The organism is Janthinobacterium sp. CG_23.3 (assembly GCF_046115965.1).
GTDB lineage: Bacteria > Pseudomonadota > Gammaproteobacteria > Burkholderiales > Burkholderiaceae_D > Janthinobacterium.
In genome coordinates, this window is sequence record NZ_JBJXIB010000057.1 from 1 (window position 1) to 24,011 (window position 24,011).

Genomic DNA, 24,011 nt, shown 5'->3' on the forward strand with positions numbered 1-24,011 from the left:
GCGGTTTTGGTGGCATGCACGCATGATGCGTTATCCACGATTCGTTTACAACAACTTTCTACGCTGTACGCTCAGGCTGAATAGTCACAATATTTCTATGATCGAACAGGTTTGTGTAGAATTTGTCTCACTTATCGGCAGTGCATTACCACCTAATTTGAAAGCTTATCCATGAAACAAGTCGTCATCAGCGGCACCGGACTGTACACGCCGCCATTTTCGATCTCCAATGAAGAGCTGGTCACCTGCTTCAACACCTACGCGGCGCAATTCAACGCCGACAACGCCGCCGCCATCGCCGCCGGCGAGCTTACCGGGATCGAAGGGTCGAGCGTGGGCTTCATCGAAAAGGCCTCCGGCATCAAGGCCCGCTACGTGATGGAGAAGGAAGGCATCCTCGACCCGGCGCGCATGGTCTCGCGCATCGCCGAACGCGGCGACGACGAGTTGTCGCTGCAGGCCGAAATGGCCGTGGCCGCCGCCCGCCACGCGCTCGACCGCGCCGGCCGCAGCGCCGCCGACATCGACATGGTGCTGGTGGCCTGCAGCAATATGCAGCGCGCCTACCCGGCGCTGGCGGTCGAGGTACAGCAGGCGCTGGGCATCGACGGCTACGGCTTCGACATGAACGTGGCCTGCTCGTCGGCCACCTTCGGCATCCAGACCGCGGTGGCGGCCGTGAAAAGCGGCCAGGCCCGCGCGGTGCTGGTGCTGAACCCGGAAATCACCAGCGGCCACCTGAACTGGCGCGACCGCGACAGCCACTTCATTTTCGGCGACGCCTGCACCGCGATTATCGTCGAGGCCAAGGACGCGGCGAGCTCGCACCACCAATTTGAAATCGTCGAGACGGCGCTAAAAACCAGTTTCTCGAACAACATCCGCAACAACTTCGGCTTCCTGAACCGCTTCGACGAGTCCGGCAGCGGCAAGGCCGACAAGCTGTTCCGCCAGCAGGGCCGCAAGGTCTTCAAGGACGTCTGCCCGATGGCCGCCGAGATGATCAAGGCGACCATCGCCAAGGCCGGCCTGGAAGTGCCGCAGGTGAGCCGCTACTGGTTGCACCAGGCCAATCTGAACATGAACCTGCTGATTTCGCGCATGGTGCTGGGCCGCGACGCCGAGCCGCTGGAGGCGCCTGTGATCCTCGACAGCTACGCCAACACCTCGTCGGCCGGCTCCATCATCGCCTTCCACAAGCACCAGGACGACCTGGCCGCCGGCGCGCTGGGCGTGATCTGCTCCTTCGGCGCCGGCTATTCGATCGGCTGCGTGGTGGTGCGCAAGCTGTAAGGCTGCAAGCGGCGCCGGCGGGGTCCGGCCTTGGCTTGATGTTCGACGTCGCCGGCGCCTCCGGGCTCCCGGGCGGTGCGGTTTATACTAAGCCGGCTAGGCATTCGCCAGCCTTCCCGTTCGCCCATCCATCGCCATATAAGGATCCGCCCACGCATGCCCCACAACATCAGCCTGATCACCACCATCGCCGCCGCCCTCGGGTTTGGCCTCGTTTTCGGCTTCATCGCCACGCGCATGAAATTGCCGGCGCTGGTAGGTTATCTGGCCGCCGGCATCGTCATCGGGCCGGCCACGCCGGGCTTCGTCGCCGACGCCGCGCTGGCCGGGCAACTGGCGGAGATCGGCGTGATGCTAATGATGTTCGGCGTCGGCCTGCACTTCTCGCTCGACGACCTGTGGGACGTGCGCCGCATCGCCCTGCCCGGCGCCATCCTGCAGATCGGCGTGGCCACCGCGATGGGCATGGGCATGGCCCATTTCTGGGGCTGGAGCATAGGCGGCGGGCTGGTATTCGGCCTGGCGCTGTCGGTCGCCAGCACGGTGGTGCTGCTGCGGGCGCTGGAGGAGCGCGGCATCCTCGATTCTCTCAACGGCCGCATCGCGGTCGGCTGGCTGGTGGTCGAGGACCTGGTCACGGTGCTGGTGCTGGTGCTGCTGCCGCCGCTGGCCGGCGCGCTGGGCGGCAGCGTCGATCCGGCCAACCCCGGCGTCAGCCTGTGGCAGACGCTGGCCGTCACCTTCGGCCAGGTGGCCGGCTTCGTCGTCTTCATGCTGGTGGTCGGGCGCCGCCTGTTCCCGTGGATGTTGTGGCAGGTCGCGCGCACCGGCTCGCGCGAGCTGTTCACGCTGTGCGTGGTGGCCGCCGCCGTCGGCATCGCCTACGCCTCGACCGAGTTGTTCGGCGTGTCCTTCGCGCTGGGCGCCTTCTTCGCCGGCATGGTGCTGCGCGAATCGGAGTTGAGCCACCGCGCCGCGCAGGAATCGCTGCCGCTGCGCGACGCCTTCGCGGTGCTGTTCTTCGTCTCGGTCGGCATGCTGTTCGAGCCGTCCATCCTGGTCGAGCAGCCGCTGCGCGTGCTGCTGGTGTGCGCCATTATCATCTTCGGCAAATCCATCGCCGCCTTCCTGCTGGTGGTGGCGCTGCGCTACCCCCTCAAGACCGCGCTGGTCGTCTCGGCCAGCCTGGCGCAAATCGGCGAGTTTTCCTTCATTCTGGCGGCGCTGGGCATTTCCCTGGGCCTGATGCCGCACGAGGGCCAGAGCCTGATCCTGGCCGGCGCGATCCTGTCGATCGCCCTCAACCCGCTGCTGTTTACCGCCACCCGGCCGCTGCTGCGCTGGATCGGCGGCGGCGACATGGCGCGCAAGTTCGAGCGCCCGGCCGACCCGCTGGCCGAGCTGCCGATATCGGTCGACCAGAGCAAGCTGTCGGGCCAGGTGGTGCTGGTCGGTTACGGCCGGGTCGGCCGGCGCATCGCCGAAACGCTGACGGCGCGCGGCATCCACTTCGTGGTGGCCGAGCAAAACCGCGACATCGTCGACCAGTTGCGCAAGCAGGGCATACCGGCGGTGGCCGGCAACGCCGGCGAGCCGTCGGTGCTGATCCAGGCCCACATCACGCACGCGACGATGCTGGTGATCGCCACGCCGGACAGCTTCCACGTGCGCGCGATGATCGAGACGGCGCGCGCGCTCAATCCGCGGATCCAGAGCGTGGTACGGACCGACAACGAGGAAGAGGCCGAGCTGCTGCGCAGCGAGCGCGCCGGCAAGGTCTTCATCGGCGAGCAGGAACTGGCCAACGGCATGGCGCAGCACGTGCTCGACGTGTTCGAGGCGAACAAGAAGGACGGCAACGCGCATTGAGCCTGAACCGGCCGCGCGCCGGGTGACGCCTCTGGTTTACAAATCCGCCGCCGGCCTTACAGACTGGCGGCCAGCTCGGCGCCCTCGCGGATGGCGCGCTTGGCGTCCAGCTCGGCCGCCAGCGCGGCGCCGCCGATTTTGTGGAAGCGCGGGCCGCCGGCCGGCGGCTCGGCCGGCATCAGCTCCGTCAGGCTGTCCTGGCCGGCGCAGACGACGACATGGTCGACCGACAGCAGGCGCTGTTCGCCGCCGACGGTGATGTGCAAGCCGTGGTCGTCGATCCTGTCGTACTGGACCCCGCTCATCATCAGCACGCCGTTGCGGCTCAGGGTGGCGCGGTGGACCCAGCCGGAGGTCTTGCCCAGCCCGGCGCCGACCTTCGTGGTTTTGCGCTGCAGCAGGAAAATCTGCCGCTGCGGCTCGAACGGCTGCTGCGCCACCAGGCCGCCGCCGCTGCTGGCGTTCAGGTCGACGCCCCATTCCGCGGTCCAGTCGGCGAGCGCCACCGGCAGCGCGTGGCCCGGGTTGTGCAACAGGTATTCGCCGACGTCGAAGCCGATGCCGCCCGCGCCGATGATGGCGACGCGTTTGCCGACCGCGACCTTGTGCAGCAACACGTCCAGGTAGGACAGCACCTTGGGATGGTCGATGCCGGGAATCGGCGGCTTGCGCACCTTGATGCCGGTGGCGACGATGACGTCGTCGTAGCCGCCGGCCAGCAATTCGTCGCGCGTGACGCGTTGGCCCAGCTTGAGCGTCACGCCCAGCAGGTCGAGCTGGCGGCGGAAGTAGCGGATGGTTTCGCCGAACTCCTCCTTGCCGGGAATCTGCATGGCGATCTTGAACTGGCCGCCGACGCTGTCGCTGGAGTCGTACAGCGTGACGGCGTGGCCGCATTCGGCCGCGGCGGTCGCCGCCGACAGGCCGGCCGGGCCGGCGCCGACCACGGCGACCTTGCGCGCCCTGGCCTTCTTGCTGAACACCAGTTCGGTCTCTTTGCAGGCGCGCGGGTTGACCAGGCAGGTGGCGCGCTGGTTGGCGAAGGTGTGGTCCAGGCAGGCCTGGTTGCAGCCGATGCAGGTGTTGATCTCGTCGGCGCGGCCGCCGGCGGCCTTGGCGACGAAGTGCGGATCGGCCAGGAACGGCCGCGCCATCGACACCAGGTCGGCGTCGCCGCGGGCCAGGATGTCGTCGGCTTCGAAGGGCATGTTGATGCGGTTCGAGGCCACCACCGGAATCGTCACTTCGCGCCGCAGCCGGCCGGCCACGCTGGCGAAGGCGCCGCGCGGCACCGAGGTGACGATGGTCGGCACGCGCGCTTCGTGCCAGCCGAAGCCGGTGTTGAGAATGGTCACGCCGGCCTGCTGCAGCGCCTTGGCCACCGCCACCACGTCGTCCCAGGTGTTGCCGCCGTCGACCAGGTCGAGCAGCGAGTGGCGGTACATGATGATGAAGTCGGGGCCGACGGCGGCGCGGATGCGCTTGACGATCTCCACCGGCAGGCGCATGCGGTTCTCGATGCTGCCGCCCCAGCGGTCGGTGCGCAGGTTGGTGCGGGCGCACAGGAACTGGTTCAGCAGATAGCCTTCACTGCCCATCACCTCGATGCCGTCGTAGCCGGCGCGCTTGGCCAGCTTGGCGCAGCGCGCGTAGTCGCGGATGGTGCCCTCGATGCCGGCTTCGCTGAGCGCGCGCGGTTTGAACGGCGAAATCGGCGACTTCTTGGCCGACGCCGAGACCACGAAGGGCTGGTAGCCGTAGCGGCCGGCGTGCAGGATTTGCATCAGGATCTTGCCGCCCTCCTGGTGCACGGCGCTGGTGACCTGGCGGTGGTTGAGCACGTCGCCGAGCCAGTTGACGGTGCCGCCGAAGGGCAGCAGCCAGCCGGAGCGGTTCGGCGAAATGCCGCCGGTGACGATCAGGCCGACGCCGCCGCGGGCGCGTTCGCGGTAGAAGGCCGCCAGTTTGCCGTAATTGTAGAAGCGGTCCTCCAGGCCGGTGTGCATCGAGCCCATGATGACGCGGTTGCGCAGCGTGGTGAAACCGAGGTCGAGGGGGGCGAGCAGGTGCGGATAGGTGGTCATTATAATTTTTGGTGTGGTGACGGAAGCGCGCGGCTGCGGCTAACGGCATTAAAACCTAATTCTCTAGACCCGGGGTTCTAAACTCCGGCGCTGCCTATTTTGTAAGCAGAGGGCACAAGCCTTGTATTCTGCCACCCTTTCCCTTACGCTGGGCGAATGAAGCAACGAATCCAGCCTCTTATCCTTTGCCTGCTGCTGCTTTGCGCCGGAGCGGCGCCGGCGCAGGCGCCCAAACTGGAGATGCCAAAATTGGACGTGTCGGTGCGGCGCGTGGATCTGGACGCCTTGCATATGTACGAGGTGGAGGCCAGCGGCACGGTACAGGCGCCGCCGGCCACGGTGTGGCGGGTGCTCACGACCTACGACCGCATGAACGAGTTCGTGCCGGACCTGGCCTCGTGCCGGGTCCTGTCGCGCAACGGCAACGAGGTGGTCGTCGAGCAGTTCGGCACGGCGCGCTTCCTGTTCATGGCGAAATCGATCCACCTGATCGTGCGCGCCACCGAAAATCCGATGTCGTCGATCGACATCTCGCTGATCTCGGGCGACATGAAACACTACGAATCGCGCTGGGAACTGGTGCCGCTGCACGAAACGGGCGGCACGCGGGTGCTCTACAGCGGCAAAATGAGCCCGAACTTCTACGTGCCGGGGATGCTCGGCACGCAGATCATCCGCGGCGACATCGAGCGCATGCTCGGCGCGGTGCTGGCGCGGCTCGACAGCCGGCGCGAGCAGTGACGCCGCGGGCTGCGGCGTTGAAATCGTTCCAACCAGGGGCCTAACCGCAGGGCCTGGCCCCGATGCCGCTCAGTTAAGCTTGCATAGGTCGGATGAGCGACAGCGTAATCCGACGCCGGGCCGCCGCCGACGCCAGTCGGGTTACGCCGTTCCGGCTAACCCGACCTAGGAAAAGCCTTCACGGCGCCGCATCGGGGTTTGACCCCGGCTCTTTGCCGCCGCTTGGTTTCCAGCGCCGCCGGCGCGCCAGGGGCGCTCAGGCCAGATAGGTGTCGCGGTCGCGCAGTTCGGCGAAGTTTTCCAGGTTGCCGATCTTGACGAGCACCGGGTTCAGGCTGGCCTGGGTCTGCATCGAACGCCAGGCGAACAGCCATTCCTGCTCGGCGGCCTCCAGGCCCGATTTGCTGAAGGCCGCGCCCAGCGCGGCGCGCACGCCGTATTCGACGGCGCCGTCGATGCCGGCCCAGCTGGGCAGCGCGCGCTGCACGGCGCGGTGCAGGCGCTCGCCGAACTCCTCGGTGTTGTGGATGATCAGGCAGCAGTCGGCCGGCGCGAACAGGTCGAACAATTTCTTGTCCCAGGCCTGGGAAAAACTCAAGGTCAGGCAGTTGGCGGCCGGGGTCAGGCGGAACTGCCCCAGGGTGAGCGCCAGTTCGAGGTCGCTGCGCTGGCCGTAGCGGTGCAGGGTCGGGGGGCGTTTGTAATCGTGCATGCTTAACTCAATATAATCAAAATGGTGGCGGAATACGTTACGGTCCCGGTGGCGCCGCGCCGCGGCGGCACTAGCTGTGGATGCGAACGTGGCGCCGGGTGCGCATGGCTTTCGAGGCGATGAAAATTTCGCTGAGCAAATACACGAAGCTGCCGATCAGGGTCAGCATCGCCGCGACGAAAAACGCCGCGATGTATTTGTCGAGCACGACGTTCAGGGTGTCGCCGGCGAACAGCATCGCAATCACCAGGCAAATCAGCAGGCCGCAGGCGGTGCTGAGGGTGATCGAGTAGTTAATCAGGTGGCTGCGCTGGTACAGCGTGTCCAGCTCGGCCATATAGGTTTCGTTATAGCCGATGTCGAGCCGGTCCTCCAACACGCGCGAACGGTCGATGATGCGCGCCAACCGGTTGGTCAGCACCATTAAGTTGGTGCACACGCCGGTGAGCAAAAACACCGGCGCGATCGCCAGTTGGATGATGTGGCCGATGTCGCCAACGTGAATATTCATAGAAAACTTTATCGTCGATGCTGTGCCGCGTAGGCTGTAGTGTAGCAGCCCGGCAGGCCGCGGCGCTGAAATACCCTGGCCGCCGCTGTCCTTGCAGTGGGCGGCGTGCCGGCTGCGCGCCCGCTTAGTCGAAGCGGCCCTTGCGTTTGAACTGCTCGGTGGCCGCCACCAGCGCCGCCGCGATGCCGCTTTCCAGCGCGCCGTGGCCGGCGTCGGCGATCATTTTCAGGTGCGCGCCGGGCCAGGCCTGGTGCAGGCGGTGCGCCGACAGCGGCGGGCAGATGACGTCGTAGCGCCCCTGCACGATGAGCGCCGGCAGGTGGGCGATGCGGCCGACGTCGCGGATCAGCTGGTCGTCGGTGAAAAAGCCGAGGTTGCTCATGTAATGCGCCTCGAGCCGGCCCAGGCCCAGGTCGAAGGCGTCGTTGGACGCCTCCTCGGGCTGCGGCAGCAGGTAGGAGCGGCGTCCCTCGAAGCGGCTCCAGGCGCGCACCGCCGGCAAATGCACGGCCGGGTCGTCGCTCAGGCAGCGCCGGGTGTAGGCGCCCAGCAGGTCGCCGCGCTCGTCCGGCGGGATCGGCGCGATGAATTCCTCGTACAGCTCGGGGTAGAACCAGCGCATGTCGTGCAGGAACCAGTCGATTTCGGCGCGGGTGCACAGGAAAATGCCGCGCAACACGAAGCCGAGGCAGGCCTGCGGGTGCGCCTGGCCGTACGCCAACGCCAGCGTCGAGCCCCACGAGCCGCCGAACACCAGCCACTTGGCGATGCCGAACTTGGCGCGCAGCACTTCGATGTCCTCGACCAGCAACTGGGTGGTGTTGTTGCGGCACTCGCCCAGCGGCGTCGACTTGCCGGCGCCGCGCTGGTCGAACAGGATCACCCGGTAATAGCGCGGATCGAAAAAACGCCGGTGCTGCGGCGACAGGCCGGCGCCCGGGCCGCCATGCAGGAACAACACCGGCACGCCGTCGGGATTGCCGCACTCTTCCCAGTAAATCGTGTGCAGGTCGTCGACCGCCAGCATGCCGTGTTGGTTCGGCAGCGTGGGCGGAAACAGCGGTGACAGCGCGTCGGGCATGGCAGTCCTTGTTGGGTGTGGAGTTCGATTGTAGCGAAATATGCCGCGGCGGGCGGAAAAAGCCGCGCGCCAAAAAAAAACCGCCCGAAGGCGGTGCTGTCGATCGCTCAGTGCGCCGTCACAGCGCGGTAACAACGCGGTAACAACGCGGTTACACCCCTACGACATGTGCTGGCCGCCGTTGATCGAGATGTTGGCGCCGGTAACGAAAGCGGCTTCGTCCGATGCCAGATAGGCCACCAGGCCGGCCACTTCCTCGGGCTTGCCCAGGCGCGCCATCGGGATTTGCGGGATGATTTTGGTGTCGAGCACTTCCTGCGGAATCGCCATCACCATCTTGGTGCCGATGTAGCCCGGCGATATGGTATTGACGGTGACGTTCTTGCGCGCCACTTCCAGCGCCAGCGCCTTGGTGAAACCGTGCATGCCGGCCTTGGCGGCCGAATAGTTGGTCTGGCCGAAGGCGCCCTTCTGGCCGTTGACGGAGGAAATGTTGATGATGCGGCCCCAGCCGCGCTCAACCATGCCGTCGCAGACCGGTTTGGTCATGTTGAACACGGAGTCCAGATTGGTGGCCATGACGGCGTCCCAGTTTGGCTTGTCCATCTTCTTGAACGTCATGTCGCGCGTGATACCGGCGTTGTTGACCAGCACGTCGACCGGGCCGATATCCTTTTCCACCGCCGCCACGCAAGCCTGGGCGGAATCGTAGTCGGCCACGTCGCAAGGGTACGCTTTGAAGTCGTAACCCATATCGCGGGTCGTGGCCAGCCACTCCGTCACCTTCGGATTGCCCGGTGAATAAGTGGTGACCACACGATAGCCCAGCGCCGCCAGCTTGAAACACACCGCTTCGCCCAAACCACCCATACCGCCGGTTACTAATGCAACTCTTGCCATGTTTATCCCCTAAGTTTTCGTCTTGCCACAAAAAGCATCTCAGACTGCATTACGCCGCTGGCGCCGACCGATTAATCGCGCTCGATCGCCAGCGCCACGCCCATACCGCCGCCGATGCACAGGGCCGCCAGGCCCTTCTTGGCGTCGCGCCGTATCATTTCATGGATCAGCGTCACCAGGATGCGCGCGCCGGACGCGCCGATCGGATGGCCGATGGCGATGGCGCCGCCGTTGACGTTGATCTTGCTGGTGTCCCACTCCATTTCCTTGTTCACCGCCAGGGCCTGGGCCGCGAACGCCTCGTTAATTTCCATCAAGTCCAGGTCTTGCGGCGTCCAGCCGGCTTTTTTCAGGCATAGACGGCTGGCCGACACCGGTCCCATGCCCATCAGCGCCGGGTCCAGGCCCGACGAGGCGTAGGCCTTGATGCGGGCGAGCGGCTTCAAGCCGAGCTTTTTCGCTTCCGACGCCGACATCATGACGACGGCGGCGGCGCCGTCGTTCAGGCCGGAGGCGTTGCCGGCGGTGACGCTGCCGTCCTTCGAGAAGGCCGGGCGCAGGCCGGCCAGCGATTCCAGCGTCGAACCGGCCTTGACGTATTCGTCGTTGTCGAACACCACGGTGCCTTTTTTGCCGACGATGTCGAGCGGCAGGATTTCATCCTTGAACTTGCCGGCTTTTTGCGCCGCTTCCGCCTTCAGCTGCGACTGCAGCGCGAACTCGTCCTGGGCGGCGCGCGAGATGTCGTATTTCTTCGCGACGTTCTCGGCGGTGATGCCCATGTGGTATTGGTTGTAGACGTCCCACAGGCCGTCGACGATCATGGTGTCGACCATCTTGAAGTCGCCCATGCGGAAACCGTCGCGCGAACCGTTCATCACGTGCGGCGAGGCGCTCATGTTTTCCTGGCCGCCGGCGATGATGATGTTGGCGTCGCCGCACTTGATCGCCTGGGTCGCCAGGTGGGTGGCTTTCAAGCCGCTGCCGCACACCTTGTTGATGGTGAAGGCGGGAATGCCGGACGGCAGGCCGGCCTTGATGACGGCCTGGCGCGCCGGGTTTTGGCCGACGCCGGCGGTCAGTACCTGGCCCAGGATGGCTTCGCTGATCAGGTTGGCGTCGATGCCGGTTTGGGCCATCAAGCCCTTGATCACATGGGCGCCCAGTTCGGACGCCGGGATCTTGGCCAGACTGCCGCCGAATTTACCCACTGCGGTACGGCCTGCGGCCACGATAACAACATCTTCCATTTGCTTCTCCGATTTGCTGACCGATGGTCAGGTTAAGTAAACACTCGCCATAAAGCTCTACCAACTACACTACCATAAGTCACTACGCCACCGCGGCGCGGCGCCCGCCTTCGCTTTAGTTGGCGCCGCGCTGGCGCACGTCGGCCGTGTCGGCCGGCGCCGCTTCCGCCCGGGCGTGCCCGGCGTGCGTGGTTTTATCATACGCTTCATGGACGTTAACGAAAGCGCTTTTCAAAAAACTATTTATCGGGGTGGCGACGGCGTCCGGGGTTTGCTTGACGACATCGACAAGTTCGCCTACTTTTTGTTTCGAAACCGCAATTTCGTTGTGCGCCACGGCGGCCAGCTTGGCTTGCGCGCCCTGGGCGATGTCGCCGGCCTGGCGGCCATACGCGCTGGCGCGGTCCAGCGCCAGGCGCGACTGGGCGCTGGCGGCGCTGAACCACTGCTGCGGGCTGCGCACCGCCATCCATTGCCCGGCCGCCACGGTGGTGGCGGCCAGCGCGGTGCGCACCGCGTCCACGTTCAGATCGACCACTGTCACGCCGCTGTCAAACGCGGCCTCGGCGAAGGCGCTGGCGCTCGCCAATTGGGCGTCCAGCACGGCTTTGCCGGCGCGTGTCAGTTGTTCGGAAAGAGCAAACATGGAAATCCTCATCAAGTAAATAGCGTTGCCGTGTTGCGCCGCCTAGCATTCCACTGTAAGCGCCCCGTCCGGTAAGCCACTTGATTTTTATCAAGCATATCAACTTGATCACTTAAAACAGTCTCCAATTGTCACGACAATAATTTAATGCCGTCCAGGGTCAGCGCGCACTGCTCGCGGATCACGCCGACGAAATCGCGCACATAGGCTTTCTCGCTGAACGCCGCCGAGACCGAGACGAACAGGTCGCTCCACAGGCCGTGCTCGCCGACCGGGCGCGCCACCACGTAGTCGTAGTCGACGTAGTTCTTGATGGCCCAGTTCGGCAACGCGGCGACGCCGCGCCGGCTCGCCACCAGTTGCAGGATGGCGACGGTGAGTTCGGCGGTGCGGCGCTCGAACTCGACGCCGGCCGGGCGCAGCACTTCGCGGATCAGGTCGATGCGCTGCTCCGGCACCGGGTAGGTGATCAGGGTTTCGCCGGCGAAGTCGCGCGCCGCCAGCCGGCGGCGCGCCTGCAAGCGGTGCTTTTGCGCCATCACCACCAGGATTTCAAAGCGGAACAGCGGGAAGGTGGCGAAGTCGGGGCCGTAGTGCGAGCCGATCACCAGGTCGGCGGCGCCGCTGCGCAGCAGCTCGGCCGGCTCGCTGTGGAAGCCCGACACCAGGTCGATCTCGACCTCCGGCCAGCGCTGGCGGAACGCGTCCATCACCGGCATCAGCCAGTCGAAGCAGGTGTGGCATTCGAGCGCCACGCGCAGCGTGCCCTGGTCGCCCTGCGACAGGCGGGCCAGGTCGCGCTCGGCCTGCTCGATCTCGGGCAACAGCAGGTCGGCCAGTTGCAACAGGCGCCCGCCGGTGGCGGTGAAGCCGATCGGCATCGACTTGCGCTCGAACAGCGGGGTGCCGTAGCGCTCCTCCAGCAATTTGATCTGGTGCGACAGCGCCGACTGGGTCAGGTTCAGCAATTGCGCGGCGCGCACCAGGCTGCCGGCGGAGCGCAGCGCGCTCAGGGTACGCAAATGGCGCAGTTCTAGCATGGGCGGGGTGGCAATCTCAGGTAGGTGTATGAATTTTTTTCATGCGAAACGGCAAAATGTTTCGTTTTGATTATAGAGCAGTTTACCGCACACTCTAGCCCACCAATATTAAATCTCAATGACACCATGACTACGATCAATACCCATACCCTCGGCTTCCCGCGCATCGGCGCCAACCGCGAATTGAAAGTGGCGCTGGAACAGCATTGGCGCGGCGAACTCAGCGTCGACGGCCTGGAAGCGGTCGGCCGCCAACTGCGCGCGCGCCACTGGGCGCTGCAACAAGAAGCCGGCCTGGACTGGGTCAGCGTCGGCGACTTCGCCTTCTACGACCAGGTCGCCAACCACATCCAGCTGCTCGGCTGCGAACCGGCGCGCTTCGGCTTCGACGCCGCCCAGGCGCCGCTGGCGCGCTACTTCGCGATGGCACGCGGTGATGGCGGCGGCGACGGTGGCGCCTGCGACGCCGGCTGCGGCGCCGCCGAGCACCGGCACGGCGCCAGCCACGCGCTGGAAATGACGAAGTGGTTCGACACCAATTACCACTACCTGGTGCCCGAGTTCACGCCGGAAACCCGGTTCTCGCTGGCCTGCGAGCGCCTGTTCGCCGAGGTGGCCGAGGCGCAGGCGCTGGGCCACGCCGTCAAGGCCGTCGTGCTGGGGCCGCTGACCTTCCTGTGGCTGGGCAAGGAACGCGGCGCGCCCGGCTTCGAGCGCCTGTCGCTGCTGCAACAATTGCTGCCGGTGTACGGCGCCCTGCTCGACCGCCTCAAACAAGTCAACGTCGAGTGGGTGCAAATAGACGAGCCCATCCTCGGACTCGACCTGCCGCCGGCCTGGCGCGCCGCTTTTGAAAGCAGCTACTGGCAGTTGAACCAGGTCGGCGTCAAGCTACTGCTGGCGACCTACTTCGCGCCGCTGGAGGAAAACCTCAGCCTGGCCTGCCGCCTGCCGGTGGCCGGCCTGCATGTCGACGGCGTGCGCGCCGCCCACGAGCTGGTCAGCGTGTGCGACTGGCTGCCCGCCCACAAGGTGCTGTCGATCGGCATCGTCGACGGCCGCAACGTCTGGCGCAGCGACCTCGACGCGGCGCTGGCCGCGCTCACGCCGCTGCTGGCCAAGCGCGGCGGCGCGCTGTGGCTGGCGCCGTCCTGCTCGCTGCTGCACGTGCCGTTCAGCCTGGCGGCGGAAACCCGGCTGGACCCGGAAATCCAGTCCTGGCTGGCCTTCGCCACCGAAAAACTGGCCGAACTGGCGCTGCTCAAGGGCGCGCTGGACGGCGCCGACCCGGCCGGCGCGCCCGGGTTCGCCATGGACGCCGGCCGCGCCGCCGTGGCCGGGCGCCGCGCCAGCGCCCGCGTGCACCGCGCCGACGTCGCCGCCCGCCTGCGCGCGCTGGCGCCGCGCGCCGACCAGCGCCAGTCCGCCTTCGCGCAGCGCCAGGGCGCGCAACAGGCGCGCCTGCGCCTGCCGTCCTTCCCGACCACGACCATCGGCTCGTTCCCGCAGACGGCGGCGATCCGCGCCGCCCGCGCCGCCTTCAAGCGCGGCGAACTCAGCCGCCAGGATTACGACAGCCGCATGCGCGCCGAAATCGCCGACGCCGTGCGACGCCAGGAGGCGCTGGGGCTGGACGTGCTGGTGCACGGCGAGGCCGAGCGCAACGACATGGTCGAGTACTTCGGCGAGCAACTCGACGGTTTCGCCTTCACCGGCCAGGGCTGGGTGCAGTCGTACGGCTCGCGCTGCGTCAAGCCGCCGGTGATCTACGGCGACGTCGCCCGGCCGCGGCCGATGACGCTGGCCTGGACCGTGCACGCGCAAAGCCTGACCGCCAAGCCGATGAAGGGCATGCTGACCGGCCCGGTGACGATGCTGCAATGGTCGTTCGTGCGCGACGACCAGCCGCGCGCCGACACCGCGCTGCAAATCGCGCTGGCGATCCGCGACGAGGTGGCCGACCTGGAACAGGCCGGCATCGGCGTGATCCAGATCGACGAGCCGGCCATGCGCGAAGGTTTGCCGCTGCGCCGCGGCCAGTGGCACGGCTACCTCGACTGGGCCACCCGGGCCTTCCGCGTGGCCGCCGGCGTGGCCGCCGACGCCACCCAGATCCACACCCACATGTGTTACGCCGAGTTCAACGACATCCTGCCGCAGATCGCCGCGATGGACGCCGACGTCATCACCATTGAAACCAGCCGCTCCGACATGGAGTTGCTGCGCGGCTTCGGCCAGTTCGCCTACCCGAACCAGATCGGCCCCGGCGTCTACGACATCCACTCGCCGCGGGTGCCGAGCGCGGCCGAGATGGTGCGCCTGTTGCAAAAAGCCAGCGCCGTGATCCCGCCGGCGCACCTGTGGGTGAACCCCGATTGCGGCTTGAAAACGCGGGCCTGGGCCGAGACCGAAACCGCGCTGGCCAACATGGTAGATGCCGCACGGCAAATGCGCGCAATGTAAGTGAGCGCCAACTAATACCCGCCCGGCGGCATGTCGCCGGGGCCGCGCGCCGCGTAAACGGCGCGCCGCCCCGGCTTTTTGCGTGGGACGGGCACATCGCACGCCGCGTCGGCCCTTTTTGCGAAAATTTTCAAGTAAAATGCAACAACTTCGCCGGCGCGCCCGCGCCCCCGGCATGACCTTTGAAACACCGCCTGTCGCAGGCCCATTCAACTCACCACTATGTCCAAAAGCCCGTCCCCGAAGCCCATCGAAATCAAGATCTCCACCGTTGTCGCGGTTTCCGCCATCCTGCACACGGCCGACGCCGGCGAGCTGGACGCCGCCCTGCGCGCGATGACCGGCGGCGTCTGCGACTTCTTCGAGGGCGACCTGGCCGTCATCGACGTCGGCGCGATGGCGCCGGACGGCGGCGCCATCGACTGGGCCGGCCTGATCGCCCTGCTCAGGCAGTACCGCCTGAACCCGGTCGCGGTGCGCGGCGCCACGCCGGAAATGGGCGACGCCATCCTGGCGCTCGGCCTGAGCCTGGATAGCGGCAGCGGCCCGCGCGACGAGCCCGCCGCGCCGCTCGCCGCGCCGCCCCCGCCCGCGCCCGCGCCGACGCCGGCGGCCGGCGCCGTCGCCAGCCCCGCCGCCATGATCATCGACACCCCGGTGCGCGCCGGCCAGCGCATCTACGCGCGCGGCTGCGACCTGATCATCACCGCCGTCGTCAACAACGGCGCCGAAATCATCGCCGACGGCAGCATCCACGTCTACGCGGCGCTGCACGGGCGCGCGCTGGCCGGCGCCTCCGGCAACGCCGCCGCGCGCATCTTCGCGCTGTCGATGGCGCCCGAACTGGTCTCCATCGCCGGCGTCTACCGCACCTTCGAGGACGGTTATCCGCCCGAGCTGGCGCGCCAGCCGACGCAAATCAGCTTGGTCGGCGACCGAATCGATATACTATCTGTCAGCCCAGCAACCCGCTCTTAAGCTTAGACATCTAAAAAGGATTTTTTGTGGCAAGAATTATTGTTGTAACGTCCGGCAAGGGCGGAGTGGGCAAAACCACCTCAAGCGCCAGTTTCGCGACCGGCTTGGCCCTGCGCGGCCACAAGACCGCCGTGCTCGACTTCGACGTCGGCCTGCGCAACCTCGACCTGATCATGGGCTGCGAACGGCGCGTGGTCTACGACCTGATCAACGTGATCAACGGCGAAGCGTCGCTGAACCAGGCCCTGATCAAGGACAAGCACTGCGACAACCTGTTCATCCTGCCGGCCTCGCAAACGCGCGACAAGGACGCGCTGTCGGAAGACGGCGTCGAGCGCGTGCTCAACGACCTGATCAACATGGGCTTCGAATTCATCATCTGCGACTCGCCGGCCGGCATCGAGCACGGCGCGCTGATGGCGCTGACCTTCGCCGACGAAGCGATCATCGTCACCAACCCGGAAGTGTCGTCGGTGCGCGATTCGGACCGCATCCTGGGCATCATCCAGGCCAAGTCGCGCCGCGCGCAAACCGGCGGCGAGCCGGTCAAGGAACACCTGTTAATCACGCGCTACTCGCCGAAACGGGTCGAGTCCGACGAAATGCTGTCCTACCAGGACGTGCAGGAAATCCTGCGCATCCCGCTGATCGGCATCATCCCGGAATCGGAATCGGTGCTGGCGGCCTCCAACCAGGGCAACCCGGCGATCCATTTCAAGGGCACCGACGTGGCCGAAGCTTACGAAGACGTGGTCTCGCGCTTCCTCGGGCAAGAGCTCGAACTGCGCTTCACCACCTACGAAAAGCCCGGTCTGCTGCAGCGCATCTTTGGGGTAAAGTGACATGGCCTTGCTTTCATTTCTCTTCCCTTCGAAGCCCAAAACGGCCACGGCGGCCAAGGAACGGCTGCAGATCATCATCGCGCGCGAGCGCAGCGGCCGCGGCGGCCCGGACTTCCTGCCGGCGCTGCACAAGGAGTTGATCGAAGTCATTTCCAAGTACACCAAGGTGAACGCGGAAGACATCAAGATCTCGCTCGACCGCCAGGGCAACCTGGAAGTGCTGGACGTGAACGTGGTGCTGCCGGACGCGTAAGCGCGCCGTGAAACCAGCGGGCCGGCGGCGCTGCCAGCCAAGCAAGGGCAAAGCGCCGGCGCCAAGGCGGGAAGGCCGGACCCCGAGGGTCCGGCCCCGGGCTTGCGTCTTGGTTTTTTAGGTCCGGCGCGCCACCAGCAGTTCCTGCGCCACCGTCGCGCAGGCCTCCACGTGCTGGTAGCCGATCTGCCGGAACACCGTGAAGCCGATCGCCGCCGAGACCAGTTGACCGGCCAGCGGCACCAGCCGCGCGGCCTGCTTGACGAGTATTTTGATGCCGGTGCGTTTGAGCAGCATTAACACCAGCTCGCGCGTCACCAGCTTGCCGACCAGCATGCCGCCGACGCCGATCGCCGCCTCGTAGGCGATCAGCTTGTATTTCGGCTGCAGGCGCTCGATTTGCTCGGGCGTCAGGCCGAACTCCTGGTTGATATCGTTGATCAACAGCGTGAACAGGCCCAGGTCCGAGACGACGTCGACGCCGGGGATCGGCACCGCCGAGACGCCGGCCGATATCGCCGCGCGCCGCCGCACCAGGCGCCGGCAACGCTCGCGCACTTGCTCGATGTCCTTCGCACTGCCCGGCATCAGGGTCCAGTCGGTATCCTTGCCTGCGCTCTTAGTCGTATCCATGGTGCTCCTTCGATTCCGCCGGCCCAGCCTTGCCGGTATTGCCAGTGTAGCGCGGAATCCGGCGCGCCCCGCACACGCCCCGCAGCGGTGCGTGGGCGCCGCGCCGCGCGCCGATAATATCCGGGGAGTAAGCCAATCTCTGGTATATTTAAAATTGACCAAAAGTAGACCATGAATAACCATGTCGATAAGCGGTATCCGACCCGGCATCCGACCCGTTTATCGCCCCGCCCTTCGAGACCATGAGAATAGTCGTACTAGATAACGACACCGGCCAGGCCGACCTGATCTGCCAGGTACTGAACTCGGTCGGCCACGCCTGCCAGGGCTTCCAGAACGCCCGCGACCTGCTGGCGCAACTGCGCAAGGACAGCTACGACATGCTGATTTTAAATTGGCGGGTGGCCGACATGGACGGCGCCGAAGTGTTGCGCCGGGTCCGCGAAAAGCTGCCGAGCAAGGCGCCGCTGATGTTCCTCAGCGACGCCGCCGGCGAGGACGACATCGTCGCCGGCATGGCCGCCGGCGCCGACGACTACATGCTCAAGCCGCTGCGGCGCAACGAGCTGGTGGTGCGCACCCAGGCGCTGCTGCGGCGCGCCTACCCGGCCCAGAACGGCGCCGAGCAACTGCAATTCGGCCCCTACGTGTTCGAGACCCGGCCCGGACGGCTGTTGATGAACGGCGCCGCGCTGGACCTGACGCACAAGGAATTCGCGCTGGCCCTGCTGCTGTTCCGCAACCTCGGCCGGCCGCTGTCGCGCGCCTACATCCACGAGGCGGTCTGGCTGCGCGACACCGCCGTGCCCTCGCGGACGATGGACACCCACATCTCGCGCGTGCGCAACAAACTCCATCTGAAGCCGGAAAACGGCTACCGCCTGGCGCCGGTGTACAGCTACGGCTACCGCCTCGAAAAGCTGGTGTCGTAGGTCGTCGTCCGACGCCGGGCCGGCGCCGACGCCCTGGCGGCCGCGCGCGTTATAATATGCGTACTCCGATCCCACCTAAGCCCGAAATGCAACTGCTCGCCGTCGGCCTCAACCACACCACCGCCCCAGTGTCGCTGCGCGAACAACTGGCGTTCGCGCCTGAGCAATTGGGTCAGGCGGTCGGGGCGGCGCGCGCCTGGTTCGAGCGCATCGACGCGCGCGCCGACGGCGAGGCGGCGATTTTGTCGACCTGCAACCGCACCGAGCTGTACGCGGCCAGCCACGCCCCGCAGCCGCTCGACGCCGGCGCCCACTTCCTGGCCGACTACCACAAGCTCAACTACGCCGAGCTGCGCCCGCACCTGTACATGCTGCCGCAGCACGACGCCGTGCGCCACACCTTCCGCGTCGCCTCCGGGCTGGACTCGATGGTGCTGGGCGAAACCCAGATCCTCGGCCAGATCAAGGACGCCATCCGCACCGCCGAGGCGGCCGGCGGCCTGGGCACCTATCTGCACCAGTTGTTCCAGCGCAGCTTCTCGGTCGCCAAGGAAGTGCGCAGCACCACCGAAATCGGCGCCCACAGCGTCTCGATGGCGGCCGCCGCGGTGCGCCTGTCGCAGCGCATCTTCGACAAGATCGCCGAACAAAACGTGCTGTTCATCGGCGCCGGCGAAATGATCGAATTGTGCGCGACGCATTTCGCGGCGCACAACCCGAACAGCATCACCATTGCCAACCGCACCATGGAGCGCGGCGAGGCGCTGGCGCACCGCTTCAACGGCCGCGCCATCCGCCTCGCCGAGCTGCCGGAGAAACTGGCGCAGTTCGACATCGTCATCTCCTGCACCGCCTCGTCGCTGCCGCTGATCGGCCTGGGCCTGGTCGAGCGGGCCATCAAGGCGCGCCGCCACAAGCCGATCTTCATGGTCGACCTGGCGGTGCCGCGCGACATCGAGTCCGAGGTCGGGCGCCTCAACGACGTCTTCCTGTATACCGTCGACGACCTCGGCAAGGTGGTGCAGACCGGCATGGAAAGCCGCCAGGCCGCCGTGGCCCAGGCCGAATCGATCATTGAAACCCGGGTGCAGTCGTACATGAGCTGGGTCGACGACCGCGCCATGGTGCCGGTGATCCAGGACTTGCACGAAACCAGCGAGGCGATGCGCGTGCTGGAAGTCGAGCGCGCCCGCAAGATGCTGGCCAAGGGCGCCGACATCGACGCCGTGCTGGAAGCGCTGTCGAAGGGCTTGACGGCGAAATTCCTGCACGGTCCGCAACAGGCGCTGCACCGCGCCCAAGGCGACGAACGGGCCCACCTGGCGAGCCTGCTGCCGCAGTTGTTCCGCGGCCGGCGTTAGCGGCCACTTCCGTCCGCCTGGCCGCCCGGCCGCGTCGAGCCGACGCGGCCCGTCGCGGCCGTTCCCCCACCACCTTACCGAAGCCCTATGAAACCATCAATGCTGTCCAAGCTGGACCAACTGGCCAATCGCCTGGTCGAACTCGACGAACTGCTGATGCACCCGGACGCCACCTCCAACATGGACAGCTACCGCAAAATGACGCGCGAGCACGCCGAACTGGGGCCGCTGGTGGCGCTGTACCATTCCTACCAGGAAGCCGGCGCCGACATCGCCACCGCGCAGGAGATGCTGGCCGACCCGGACATGAAGGACTTCGCGCAGGAGGAAATCGAAGCGGCCAAGGCCAGCATGGCGCAACTCGAGCAGCAACTGCAAACGATGCTGCTGCCGAAGGACGTCAACGACGAGCGCAACATCTTCCTGGAAATCCGCGCCGGCACCGGCGGCGACGAATCGGCGCTGTTCGCCGGCGACCTGCTGCGCATGTACACCCGCTTCGCCGAGCGCAACCGCTGGCAGGTCGAAGTGGTGTCGGCGTCCGAGTCGGACCTGGGCGGCTACCGCGAAGTGATCGTGCGCCTGGTCGGCAACGGCGCCTACTCCAAGCTCAAATTCGAATCCGGCGGGCACCGCGTGCAGCGCGTGCCGGCCACCGAAACCCAGGGCCGCATCCACACCTCGGCCTGCACCGTGGCGGTGATGCCGGAGGCGGACGAAGTCGAAGACGTCAACATCAACCCGGCCGACCTGCGCATCGACACCTACCGCGCCTCGGGCGCCGGCGGCCAGCACATCAACAAGACCGACTCGGCCGTGCGTATCACGCACCTGCCCACCGGCATCGTCGTCGAATGCCAGGACGACCGCAGCCAGCACAAAAACAAGGCCTCGGCCTTGAAAGTGCTGGCCGCGCGCATCAAGGACGTGCAACTGCGGGCGCAGCAATCGCAGGAAGCGGCGACGCGCAAAAGCCTGATCGGCTCGGGCGACCGCAGCGAGCGCATCCGCACCTACAACTTCCCGCAGGGGCGCATGACCGACCACCGCATCAACCTGACGCTCTACAAACTCGACTTCATCATGGACGGCGAACTGAGCGACCTGACCAACGCGCTGGCGGCCGAACACCAGGCCGAACTGCTGGCCGCCCTGGGCGACTAACGCCGCGCCGGGTGTAAGGGCGGTCTAAGGCGAGGCTTCGACGCTTTGTGCGAAAATGGCCGGTGCCGCGCCGCCATGCCGTTCAGCGGCGATGAACGGCGTCGGCCCCCGCGTTTTTAACCCTCTCCGGAATTCCCATGATTAGTTCGCGCAATCTGTTGTTGTCCGTCGCTTTCGCCTGCTTCGCCGCCCTCGGCGTCGCGCTGTATTTGCAGCACGGCACGCTGGATATGCTGCCTTGCCCGCTGTGCGTGATCCAGCGTTATCTGTTCCTCGCCGTCGGCCTCGCCTGTCTGGCCGGCGCCGCCACCGGCAAGCCCAAGCCCGGCGCCGCCGTCGCCCTGCTGGGCGCGCTCGGCGGCCTCGGCGTGGCCGGCAAGCATTTGTATGTGCTGGCCCATCCCGGTTTGTCCTGCGGCATCGATCCGGTGGAAACCATCCTCAACAAGATTTTCACCGCCGAGTATTTACCCTTCCTCTTCAGGGCCGACGGTTTGTGCGAAGACGCCACCCGGCCGTTCATCGGCCTGTCGATTCCGCAATGGTCGTTGGTCTGCTTCGCGCTGTTCGCGCTGGCGCTGGCCTGGACCCTCGCGCGCCGCAAATGACGCCGGCCGCCACCGTTACCGTCGCCGCCGGCAGCACGCTGGCCTCGTTGCAGGCGCGCCCCCCGCTCGATCCGGTGGATAACCGCATTCTGCTGTGCCACGCGCTCGGCTTGAGCAGGGTCGGCCTGATTACGCAGTCGCAGCGCACGCTCAGCGCCGACGAGGCGGCGCGCCTGTCGGCGCTGCTGGCGCGCCGCCTGGCCGGCGAGCCGATCGCCTATATCGTCGGCCAGCGCGAGTTCTTCGGCCTGCCCTTCGAGGTCAACGACGCGGTGCTGATTCCGCGCCCCGACACCGAATTGCTGGTCGAGCTGGCCCTGGAACGCATGCCGGCCCAGGCGCGCCTGCTCGACATGGGCACCGGCAGCGGCGCCGTCGCCGTCGCGCTGGCGCACAGCCGCCCCGACGCCGCCGTCACCGCGCTCGACGTCAGCGCGGCGGCGCTGGCGGTGGCGCGGCGCAACGCCAGCGCCAACGGCGTCGACGTGCAGTTCATCGACAGCGACTGGTTCGGCGCGCTCGGCGCCGCCCGTTTCGACCTGATCGTCTCGAATCCGCCCTACATCGCCAGCGGCGACCGCCATTTGTCCGAGGGCGATTTGCGCTTCGAACCGGCCGGCGCGCTGACCGACCACGCCGACGGCCTGGCGGCGCTGCGCATCCTCGTCGCCGGCGCGCCGCGCCATTTGGCGGCGCGCGGCTGGCTGTTGATGGAGCACGGCTACGACCAGGCCGCGGCGGTGCGCGCGCTGCTGGCCGCGGCCGGCTACACCGAGGTGCAAAGCTGGCGCGACCTGGCCGGCATCGAACGGGTCAGCGGCGCGCGGCGTCACTGAACGGTGCGCCGCCCGGCGCTACCTTTGTTAGAATGGCAATCGATCCCCTGACCGGAAAACGGCGCGATCCGGCCCCGGCCGGCGGCGCCGGTCAAGCCCGGGGCAGCATTGGCGCGGCTTGGCGAGGTGTTTTTGCGGCCGACAACGCGTTTGCCGGTTTTCGGTTACTCTCAGCACAAATAAATTATTTGCTGCACAAGAAAGGAAGATCAAATTGTCGACTCTATTGACCCGCCGCCTGGCCCTGCTGGCCGGCGATGAGCAGCGCGCGCTGCTGTCGGGCGGCTTGCGCGGCATCGAACGGGAAACCCTGCGCGTCGACCGCGCCGGCCATTTGGCCGCGAGCGCCCATCCGGCGCCGCTGGGTTCGGCTTTGACCCATCCGCTGATCACCACCGACTACGCCGAGGCGCTGCTGGAATTCATCACGCCGGCCGAGCACGACATCGGCGTCACGCTGGCCAAGCTCGAACAGATCCACCGCTACGCCTATTCCCGCCTCGGCGACGAGCTGCTGTGGAGCCAGTCGATGCCGAGCCAGTTGCCGGCCGAGCCGGAAATCCACATCGCCTGGTACGGCCGCTCCAACCTGGGCATGCTCAAGCACGTCTACCGGCGCGGCCTGGCGCTGCGCTACGGCAAGGCGATGCAATGCATCGCCGGCATCCACTACAACTATTCGCTCGACGAGCGGCTGTGGCGCGCGCTGGCCGCCGACGCCGGCTCGCACGCCACGCCGATGGCCTTCCAGTCGGAGAGCTACCTGGCGACGATCCGCAATTTCCGCCGCTACAGCTGGCTGCTGATGTACCTGTTCGGCGCCTCGCCGGCGCTGACGGCCGGCTTCCTGCGCGGCGCGCCGCACAAGTTGCAGGCGCTGTCCGACGACACCCTGTACCTGCCGTACGCGACCAGCCTGCGCATGAGCGACCTGGGTTACCAGAACGACGCCCAGTCCGGCCTGCGCCCGCACGAAAACAGCCTCGACGACTACGTCGCGGCGTTGACGCGCGCCGTCAACCAGCCCTATCCGCCGTACGCCGAACTGGGCACCAAACGGGACGGCGAGTGGACACAGCTGAGCACCAACGTGCTACAGATTGAAAACGAATATTATTCGACGATACGCCCCAAACGCGTGATCCGCACCGGCGAGCGGCCGATCCAGGCGCTGTGCCTGCGCGGCGTCCAATATATCGAAGTGCGCTGCATGGACGTCGACCCGTTCGAACCGGTCGGCATCAGCCTGGAAACCGGGCGCTTCCTCGACGCCTTCCTGCTGTTTTGCGCGCTCGACGAGAGTCCGCCGATTTCCGAGCAGCAAAGCGCGCGCTACACCGAGAACTTCGCCCGCGCCGTCAAGGAGGGCCGCCGGCCGGGCTTGCTGCTGCGCCGCGAAAACGGCGACGTCGCGCTGCCGGACTGGGGCCGCGAGCTGCTCGAACGCATCGCCCCGGTGGCGGCCCTGCTCGACGAGCGCCGCGGCGACGGCGCCCACGCCGACGCGCTGGCGGCGCAGTCGGCCAAGCTGGCCGACCCGGACCTGACGCCGTCGGCCAAGGTGCTGGCCGAGCTGCGCGCCAGCGGCGGCTCCTTCGCCGCCTTCGGCCTGCGCCAGAGCGAGCGCCACGCCGCCTATTTCCGCGCCCATCCGCCCAGCGCCGACGAGCAGGCCTATTTCGGCGAACTGGCCGCGACCTCGCTGGCCGAGCAGGCCGCCATCGAGATGACCCCGGCCGGCAACTTCGACGACTATGTCGCGGCCTACCGCGCCAGCACGCTGTGCCCGCATAGCTAACCGGCCAGGCGAGCAC

22 protein-coding genes are annotated in these 24,011 nt (G+C 66.7%); 13 read left to right on the plus strand and 9 right to left on the minus strand.

Features of this window, described 5'->3' with window-relative positions; translation table 11 throughout:
* Positions 1-171 precede the first annotated feature (171 nt).
* Both ACFDR9_RS14645 and ybaL read left to right on the plus strand, forming a co-directional pair.
* Positions 172-1,293 carry a beta-ketoacyl-ACP synthase III gene (locus ACFDR9_RS14645; RefSeq protein WP_409031444.1) on the plus strand — a complete coding sequence of 374 codons (1,122 nt, stop codon included), beginning with the start codon at positions 172-174 and terminating at the stop codon, positions 1,291-1,293.
* Positions 1,294-1,449: 156 nt separating this feature from the next.
* Complete coding sequence (ybaL, locus tag ACFDR9_RS14650) at positions 1,450-3,162, plus strand: YbaL family putative K(+) efflux transporter (protein ID WP_409031445.1); 1,713 nt, start codon at positions 1,450-1,452, stop codon at positions 3,160-3,162.
* Positions 3,163-3,218: 56 nt separating this feature from the next.
* Here the strand turns inward: ybaL and ACFDR9_RS14655 are convergent, their stop codons facing one another.
* Entirely contained in the window at positions 3,219-5,246 is a 2,028-nt protein-coding gene (locus tag ACFDR9_RS14655; RefSeq protein ID WP_409031446.1) for an FAD-dependent oxidoreductase, read from the minus strand.
* Between the two features lie 240 nt (positions 5,247-5,486).
* Here ACFDR9_RS14655 and ACFDR9_RS14660 point away from each other — a divergent pair, with 240 nt between their 5' ends.
* Positions 5,487-5,987 carry an SRPBCC family protein gene (locus ACFDR9_RS14660; RefSeq protein WP_409031447.1) on the plus strand — a complete coding sequence of 167 codons (501 nt, stop codon included), beginning with the start codon at positions 5,487-5,489 and terminating at the stop codon, positions 5,985-5,987.
* 256 nt (positions 5,988-6,243) lie between these two features.
* On the opposite strand, the gene ACFDR9_RS14665 is transcribed toward ACFDR9_RS14660, so the two are convergent.
* The 7 genes from ACFDR9_RS14665 to ACFDR9_RS14695 all read right to left on the minus strand — a co-directional run bounded on the left by ACFDR9_RS14665 (position 6,244) and on the right by ACFDR9_RS14695 (position 12,127).
* Complete coding sequence (locus tag ACFDR9_RS14665) at positions 6,244-6,699, minus strand: hypothetical protein (RefSeq protein WP_409031448.1); 456 nt, start codon at positions 6,697-6,699, stop codon at positions 6,244-6,246.
* A gap of 70 nt (positions 6,700-6,769) precedes the next feature.
* Positions 6,770-7,210 (minus strand): DUF2721 domain-containing protein, encoded by a 441-nt coding sequence (locus ACFDR9_RS14670; protein ID WP_017878043.1) that lies wholly within the window; start codon positions 7,208-7,210, stop codon positions 6,770-6,772.
* Positions 7,211-7,334: 124 nt separating this feature from the next.
* On the minus strand, positions 7,335-8,291 hold the full coding sequence (gene pip / locus ACFDR9_RS14675; RefSeq protein ID WP_017878044.1) for a prolyl aminopeptidase: 957 nt from the start codon (positions 8,289-8,291) through the stop codon (positions 7,335-7,337).
* Between the two features lie 159 nt (positions 8,292-8,450).
* A complete protein-coding gene (gene phbB / locus ACFDR9_RS14680) occupies positions 8,451-9,191 on the minus strand; it encodes an acetoacetyl-CoA reductase (protein ID WP_409031449.1) in 741 nt (246 codons plus the stop codon).
* A gap of 71 nt (positions 9,192-9,262) precedes the next feature.
* Positions 9,263-10,441: an acetyl-CoA C-acetyltransferase gene (locus ACFDR9_RS14685; protein WP_409031450.1), complete on the minus strand. Its 1,179-nt coding sequence runs from the start codon at positions 10,439-10,441 to the stop codon at positions 9,263-9,265.
* 115 nt (positions 10,442-10,556) lie between these two features.
* Positions 10,557-11,087, minus strand: a complete 531-nt coding sequence (locus tag ACFDR9_RS14690) for a phasin family protein (protein WP_409031451.1) — start codon at positions 11,085-11,087, stop codon at positions 10,557-10,559.
* Positions 11,088-11,218: 131 nt separating this feature from the next.
* Positions 11,219-12,127 carry a LysR family transcriptional regulator gene (locus ACFDR9_RS14695; RefSeq protein ID WP_409031452.1) on the minus strand — a complete coding sequence of 303 codons (909 nt, stop codon included), beginning with the start codon at positions 12,125-12,127 and terminating at the stop codon, positions 11,219-11,221.
* A gap of 126 nt (positions 12,128-12,253) precedes the next feature.
* Here ACFDR9_RS14695 and metE point away from each other — a divergent pair, with 126 nt between their 5' ends.
* The 4 genes from metE to minE all read left to right on the plus strand — a co-directional run bounded on the left by metE (position 12,254) and on the right by minE (position 16,663).
* On the plus strand, positions 12,254-14,590 hold the full coding sequence (gene metE / locus ACFDR9_RS14700; RefSeq protein ID WP_409031453.1) for a 5-methyltetrahydropteroyltriglutamate--homocysteine S-methyltransferase: 2,337 nt from the start codon (positions 12,254-12,256) through the stop codon (positions 14,588-14,590).
* A 222-nt stretch (positions 14,591-14,812) separates the two neighbouring features.
* A complete protein-coding gene (gene minC / locus ACFDR9_RS14705) occupies positions 14,813-15,568 on the plus strand; it encodes a septum site-determining protein MinC (RefSeq protein ID WP_409031454.1) in 756 nt (251 codons plus the stop codon).
* Positions 15,569-15,594: 26 nt separating this feature from the next.
* Positions 15,595-16,410, plus strand: a complete 816-nt coding sequence (gene minD / locus ACFDR9_RS14710; RefSeq protein WP_026133178.1) for a septum site-determining protein MinD — start codon at positions 15,595-15,597, stop codon at positions 16,408-16,410.
* Position 16,411: 1 nt separating this feature from the next.
* Positions 16,412-16,663, plus strand: coding sequence for a cell division topological specificity factor MinE (gene minE, locus ACFDR9_RS14715; protein ID WP_017878052.1), 252 nt, complete (start codon positions 16,412-16,414; stop codon positions 16,661-16,663).
* Positions 16,664-16,780: 117 nt separating this feature from the next.
* Here minE and ACFDR9_RS14720 read toward each other — a convergent pair whose 3' ends face one another.
* A complete protein-coding gene (locus ACFDR9_RS14720; protein WP_409031455.1) occupies positions 16,781-17,296 on the minus strand; it encodes a hypothetical protein in 516 nt (171 codons plus the stop codon).
* 242 nt (positions 17,297-17,538) lie between these two features.
* Here ACFDR9_RS14720 and ACFDR9_RS14725 point away from each other — a divergent pair, with 242 nt between their 5' ends.
* The 6 genes from ACFDR9_RS14725 (at position 17,539) to gshA (ending at position 23,995) form a co-directional block, all read left to right on the plus strand.
* Entirely contained in the window at positions 17,539-18,228 is a 690-nt protein-coding gene (locus tag ACFDR9_RS14725) for a response regulator transcription factor (RefSeq protein WP_017878054.1), read from the plus strand.
* A gap of 86 nt (positions 18,229-18,314) precedes the next feature.
* Positions 18,315-19,589 carry a glutamyl-tRNA reductase gene (gene hemA, locus ACFDR9_RS14730; protein WP_017878055.1) on the plus strand — a complete coding sequence of 425 codons (1,275 nt, stop codon included), beginning with the start codon at positions 18,315-18,317 and terminating at the stop codon, positions 19,587-19,589.
* Between the two features lie 87 nt (positions 19,590-19,676).
* Positions 19,677-20,753, plus strand: a complete 1,077-nt coding sequence (gene prfA / locus ACFDR9_RS14735; RefSeq protein ID WP_409031456.1) for a peptide chain release factor 1 — start codon at positions 19,677-19,679, stop codon at positions 20,751-20,753.
* 137 nt (positions 20,754-20,890) lie between these two features.
* Entirely contained in the window at positions 20,891-21,361 is a 471-nt protein-coding gene (locus ACFDR9_RS14740) for a disulfide bond formation protein B (protein WP_017878057.1), read from the plus strand.
* Positions 21,358-22,197, plus strand: coding sequence for a peptide chain release factor N(5)-glutamine methyltransferase (gene prmC, locus ACFDR9_RS14745; protein WP_017878058.1), 840 nt, complete (start codon positions 21,358-21,360; stop codon positions 22,195-22,197). Before ACFDR9_RS14740 ends, prmC begins: the two co-directional genes overlap by 4 nt.
* Positions 22,198-22,411: 214 nt before the next feature.
* Positions 22,412-23,995 carry a glutamate--cysteine ligase gene (gshA, locus tag ACFDR9_RS14750; RefSeq protein ID WP_409031457.1) on the plus strand — a complete coding sequence of 528 codons (1,584 nt, stop codon included), beginning with the start codon at positions 22,412-22,414 and terminating at the stop codon, positions 23,993-23,995.
* Positions 23,996-24,011 lie beyond the last annotated feature (16 nt).

Coding starts and splice junctions, on each gene's coding strand:
- prfA (WP_409031456.1), top strand. CDS start 19,677: ATGAAACCATCAATGCTGTCCAAGCTGGACCAACTGGCCAATCGCCTG.
- hemA (WP_017878055.1), top strand. CDS start 18,315: ATGCAACTGCTCGCCGTCGGCCTCAACCACACCACCGCCCCAGTGTCG.
- phbB (WP_409031449.1), bottom strand. CDS start 9,191: ATGGCAAGAGTTGCATTAGTAACCGGCGGTATGGGTGGTTTGGGCGAA.
- pip (WP_017878044.1), bottom strand. CDS start 8,291: ATGCCCGACGCGCTGTCACCGCTGTTTCCGCCCACGCTGCCGAACCAA.
- ACFDR9_RS14655 (WP_409031446.1), bottom strand. CDS start 5,246: ATGACCACCTATCCGCACCTGCTCGCCCCCCTCGACCTCGGTTTCACC.
- ACFDR9_RS14695 (WP_409031452.1), bottom strand. CDS start 12,127: ATGCTAGAACTGCGCCATTTGCGTACCCTGAGCGCGCTGCGCTCCGCC.
- minC (WP_409031454.1), top strand. CDS start 14,813: ATGTCCAAAAGCCCGTCCCCGAAGCCCATCGAAATCAAGATCTCCACC.
- ACFDR9_RS14665 (WP_409031448.1), bottom strand. CDS start 6,699: ATGCACGATTACAAACGCCCCCCGACCCTGCACCGCTACGGCCAGCGC.
- minE (WP_017878052.1), top strand. CDS start 16,412: ATGGCCTTGCTTTCATTTCTCTTCCCTTCGAAGCCCAAAACGGCCACG.
- ACFDR9_RS14725 (WP_017878054.1), top strand. CDS start 17,539: ATGAGAATAGTCGTACTAGATAACGACACCGGCCAGGCCGACCTGATC.
- ybaL (WP_409031445.1), top strand. CDS start 1,450: ATGCCCCACAACATCAGCCTGATCACCACCATCGCCGCCGCCCTCGGG.
- ACFDR9_RS14690 (WP_409031451.1), bottom strand. CDS start 11,087: ATGTTTGCTCTTTCCGAACAACTGACACGCGCCGGCAAAGCCGTGCTG.
- ACFDR9_RS14740 (WP_017878057.1), top strand. CDS start 20,891: ATGATTAGTTCGCGCAATCTGTTGTTGTCCGTCGCTTTCGCCTGCTTC.
- ACFDR9_RS14660 (WP_409031447.1), top strand. CDS start 5,487: ATGCCAAAATTGGACGTGTCGGTGCGGCGCGTGGATCTGGACGCCTTG.
- ACFDR9_RS14720 (WP_409031455.1), bottom strand. CDS start 17,296: ATGGATACGACTAAGAGCGCAGGCAAGGATACCGACTGGACCCTGATG.
- metE (WP_409031453.1), top strand. CDS start 12,254: ATGACTACGATCAATACCCATACCCTCGGCTTCCCGCGCATCGGCGCC.
- prmC (WP_017878058.1), top strand. CDS start 21,358: ATGACGCCGGCCGCCACCGTTACCGTCGCCGCCGGCAGCACGCTGGCC.
- ACFDR9_RS14645 (WP_409031444.1), top strand. CDS start 172: ATGAAACAAGTCGTCATCAGCGGCACCGGACTGTACACGCCGCCATTT.
- ACFDR9_RS14670 (WP_017878043.1), bottom strand. CDS start 7,210: ATGAATATTCACGTTGGCGACATCGGCCACATCATCCAACTGGCGATC.
- ACFDR9_RS14685 (WP_409031450.1), bottom strand. CDS start 10,441: ATGGAAGATGTTGTTATCGTGGCCGCAGGCCGTACCGCAGTGGGTAAA.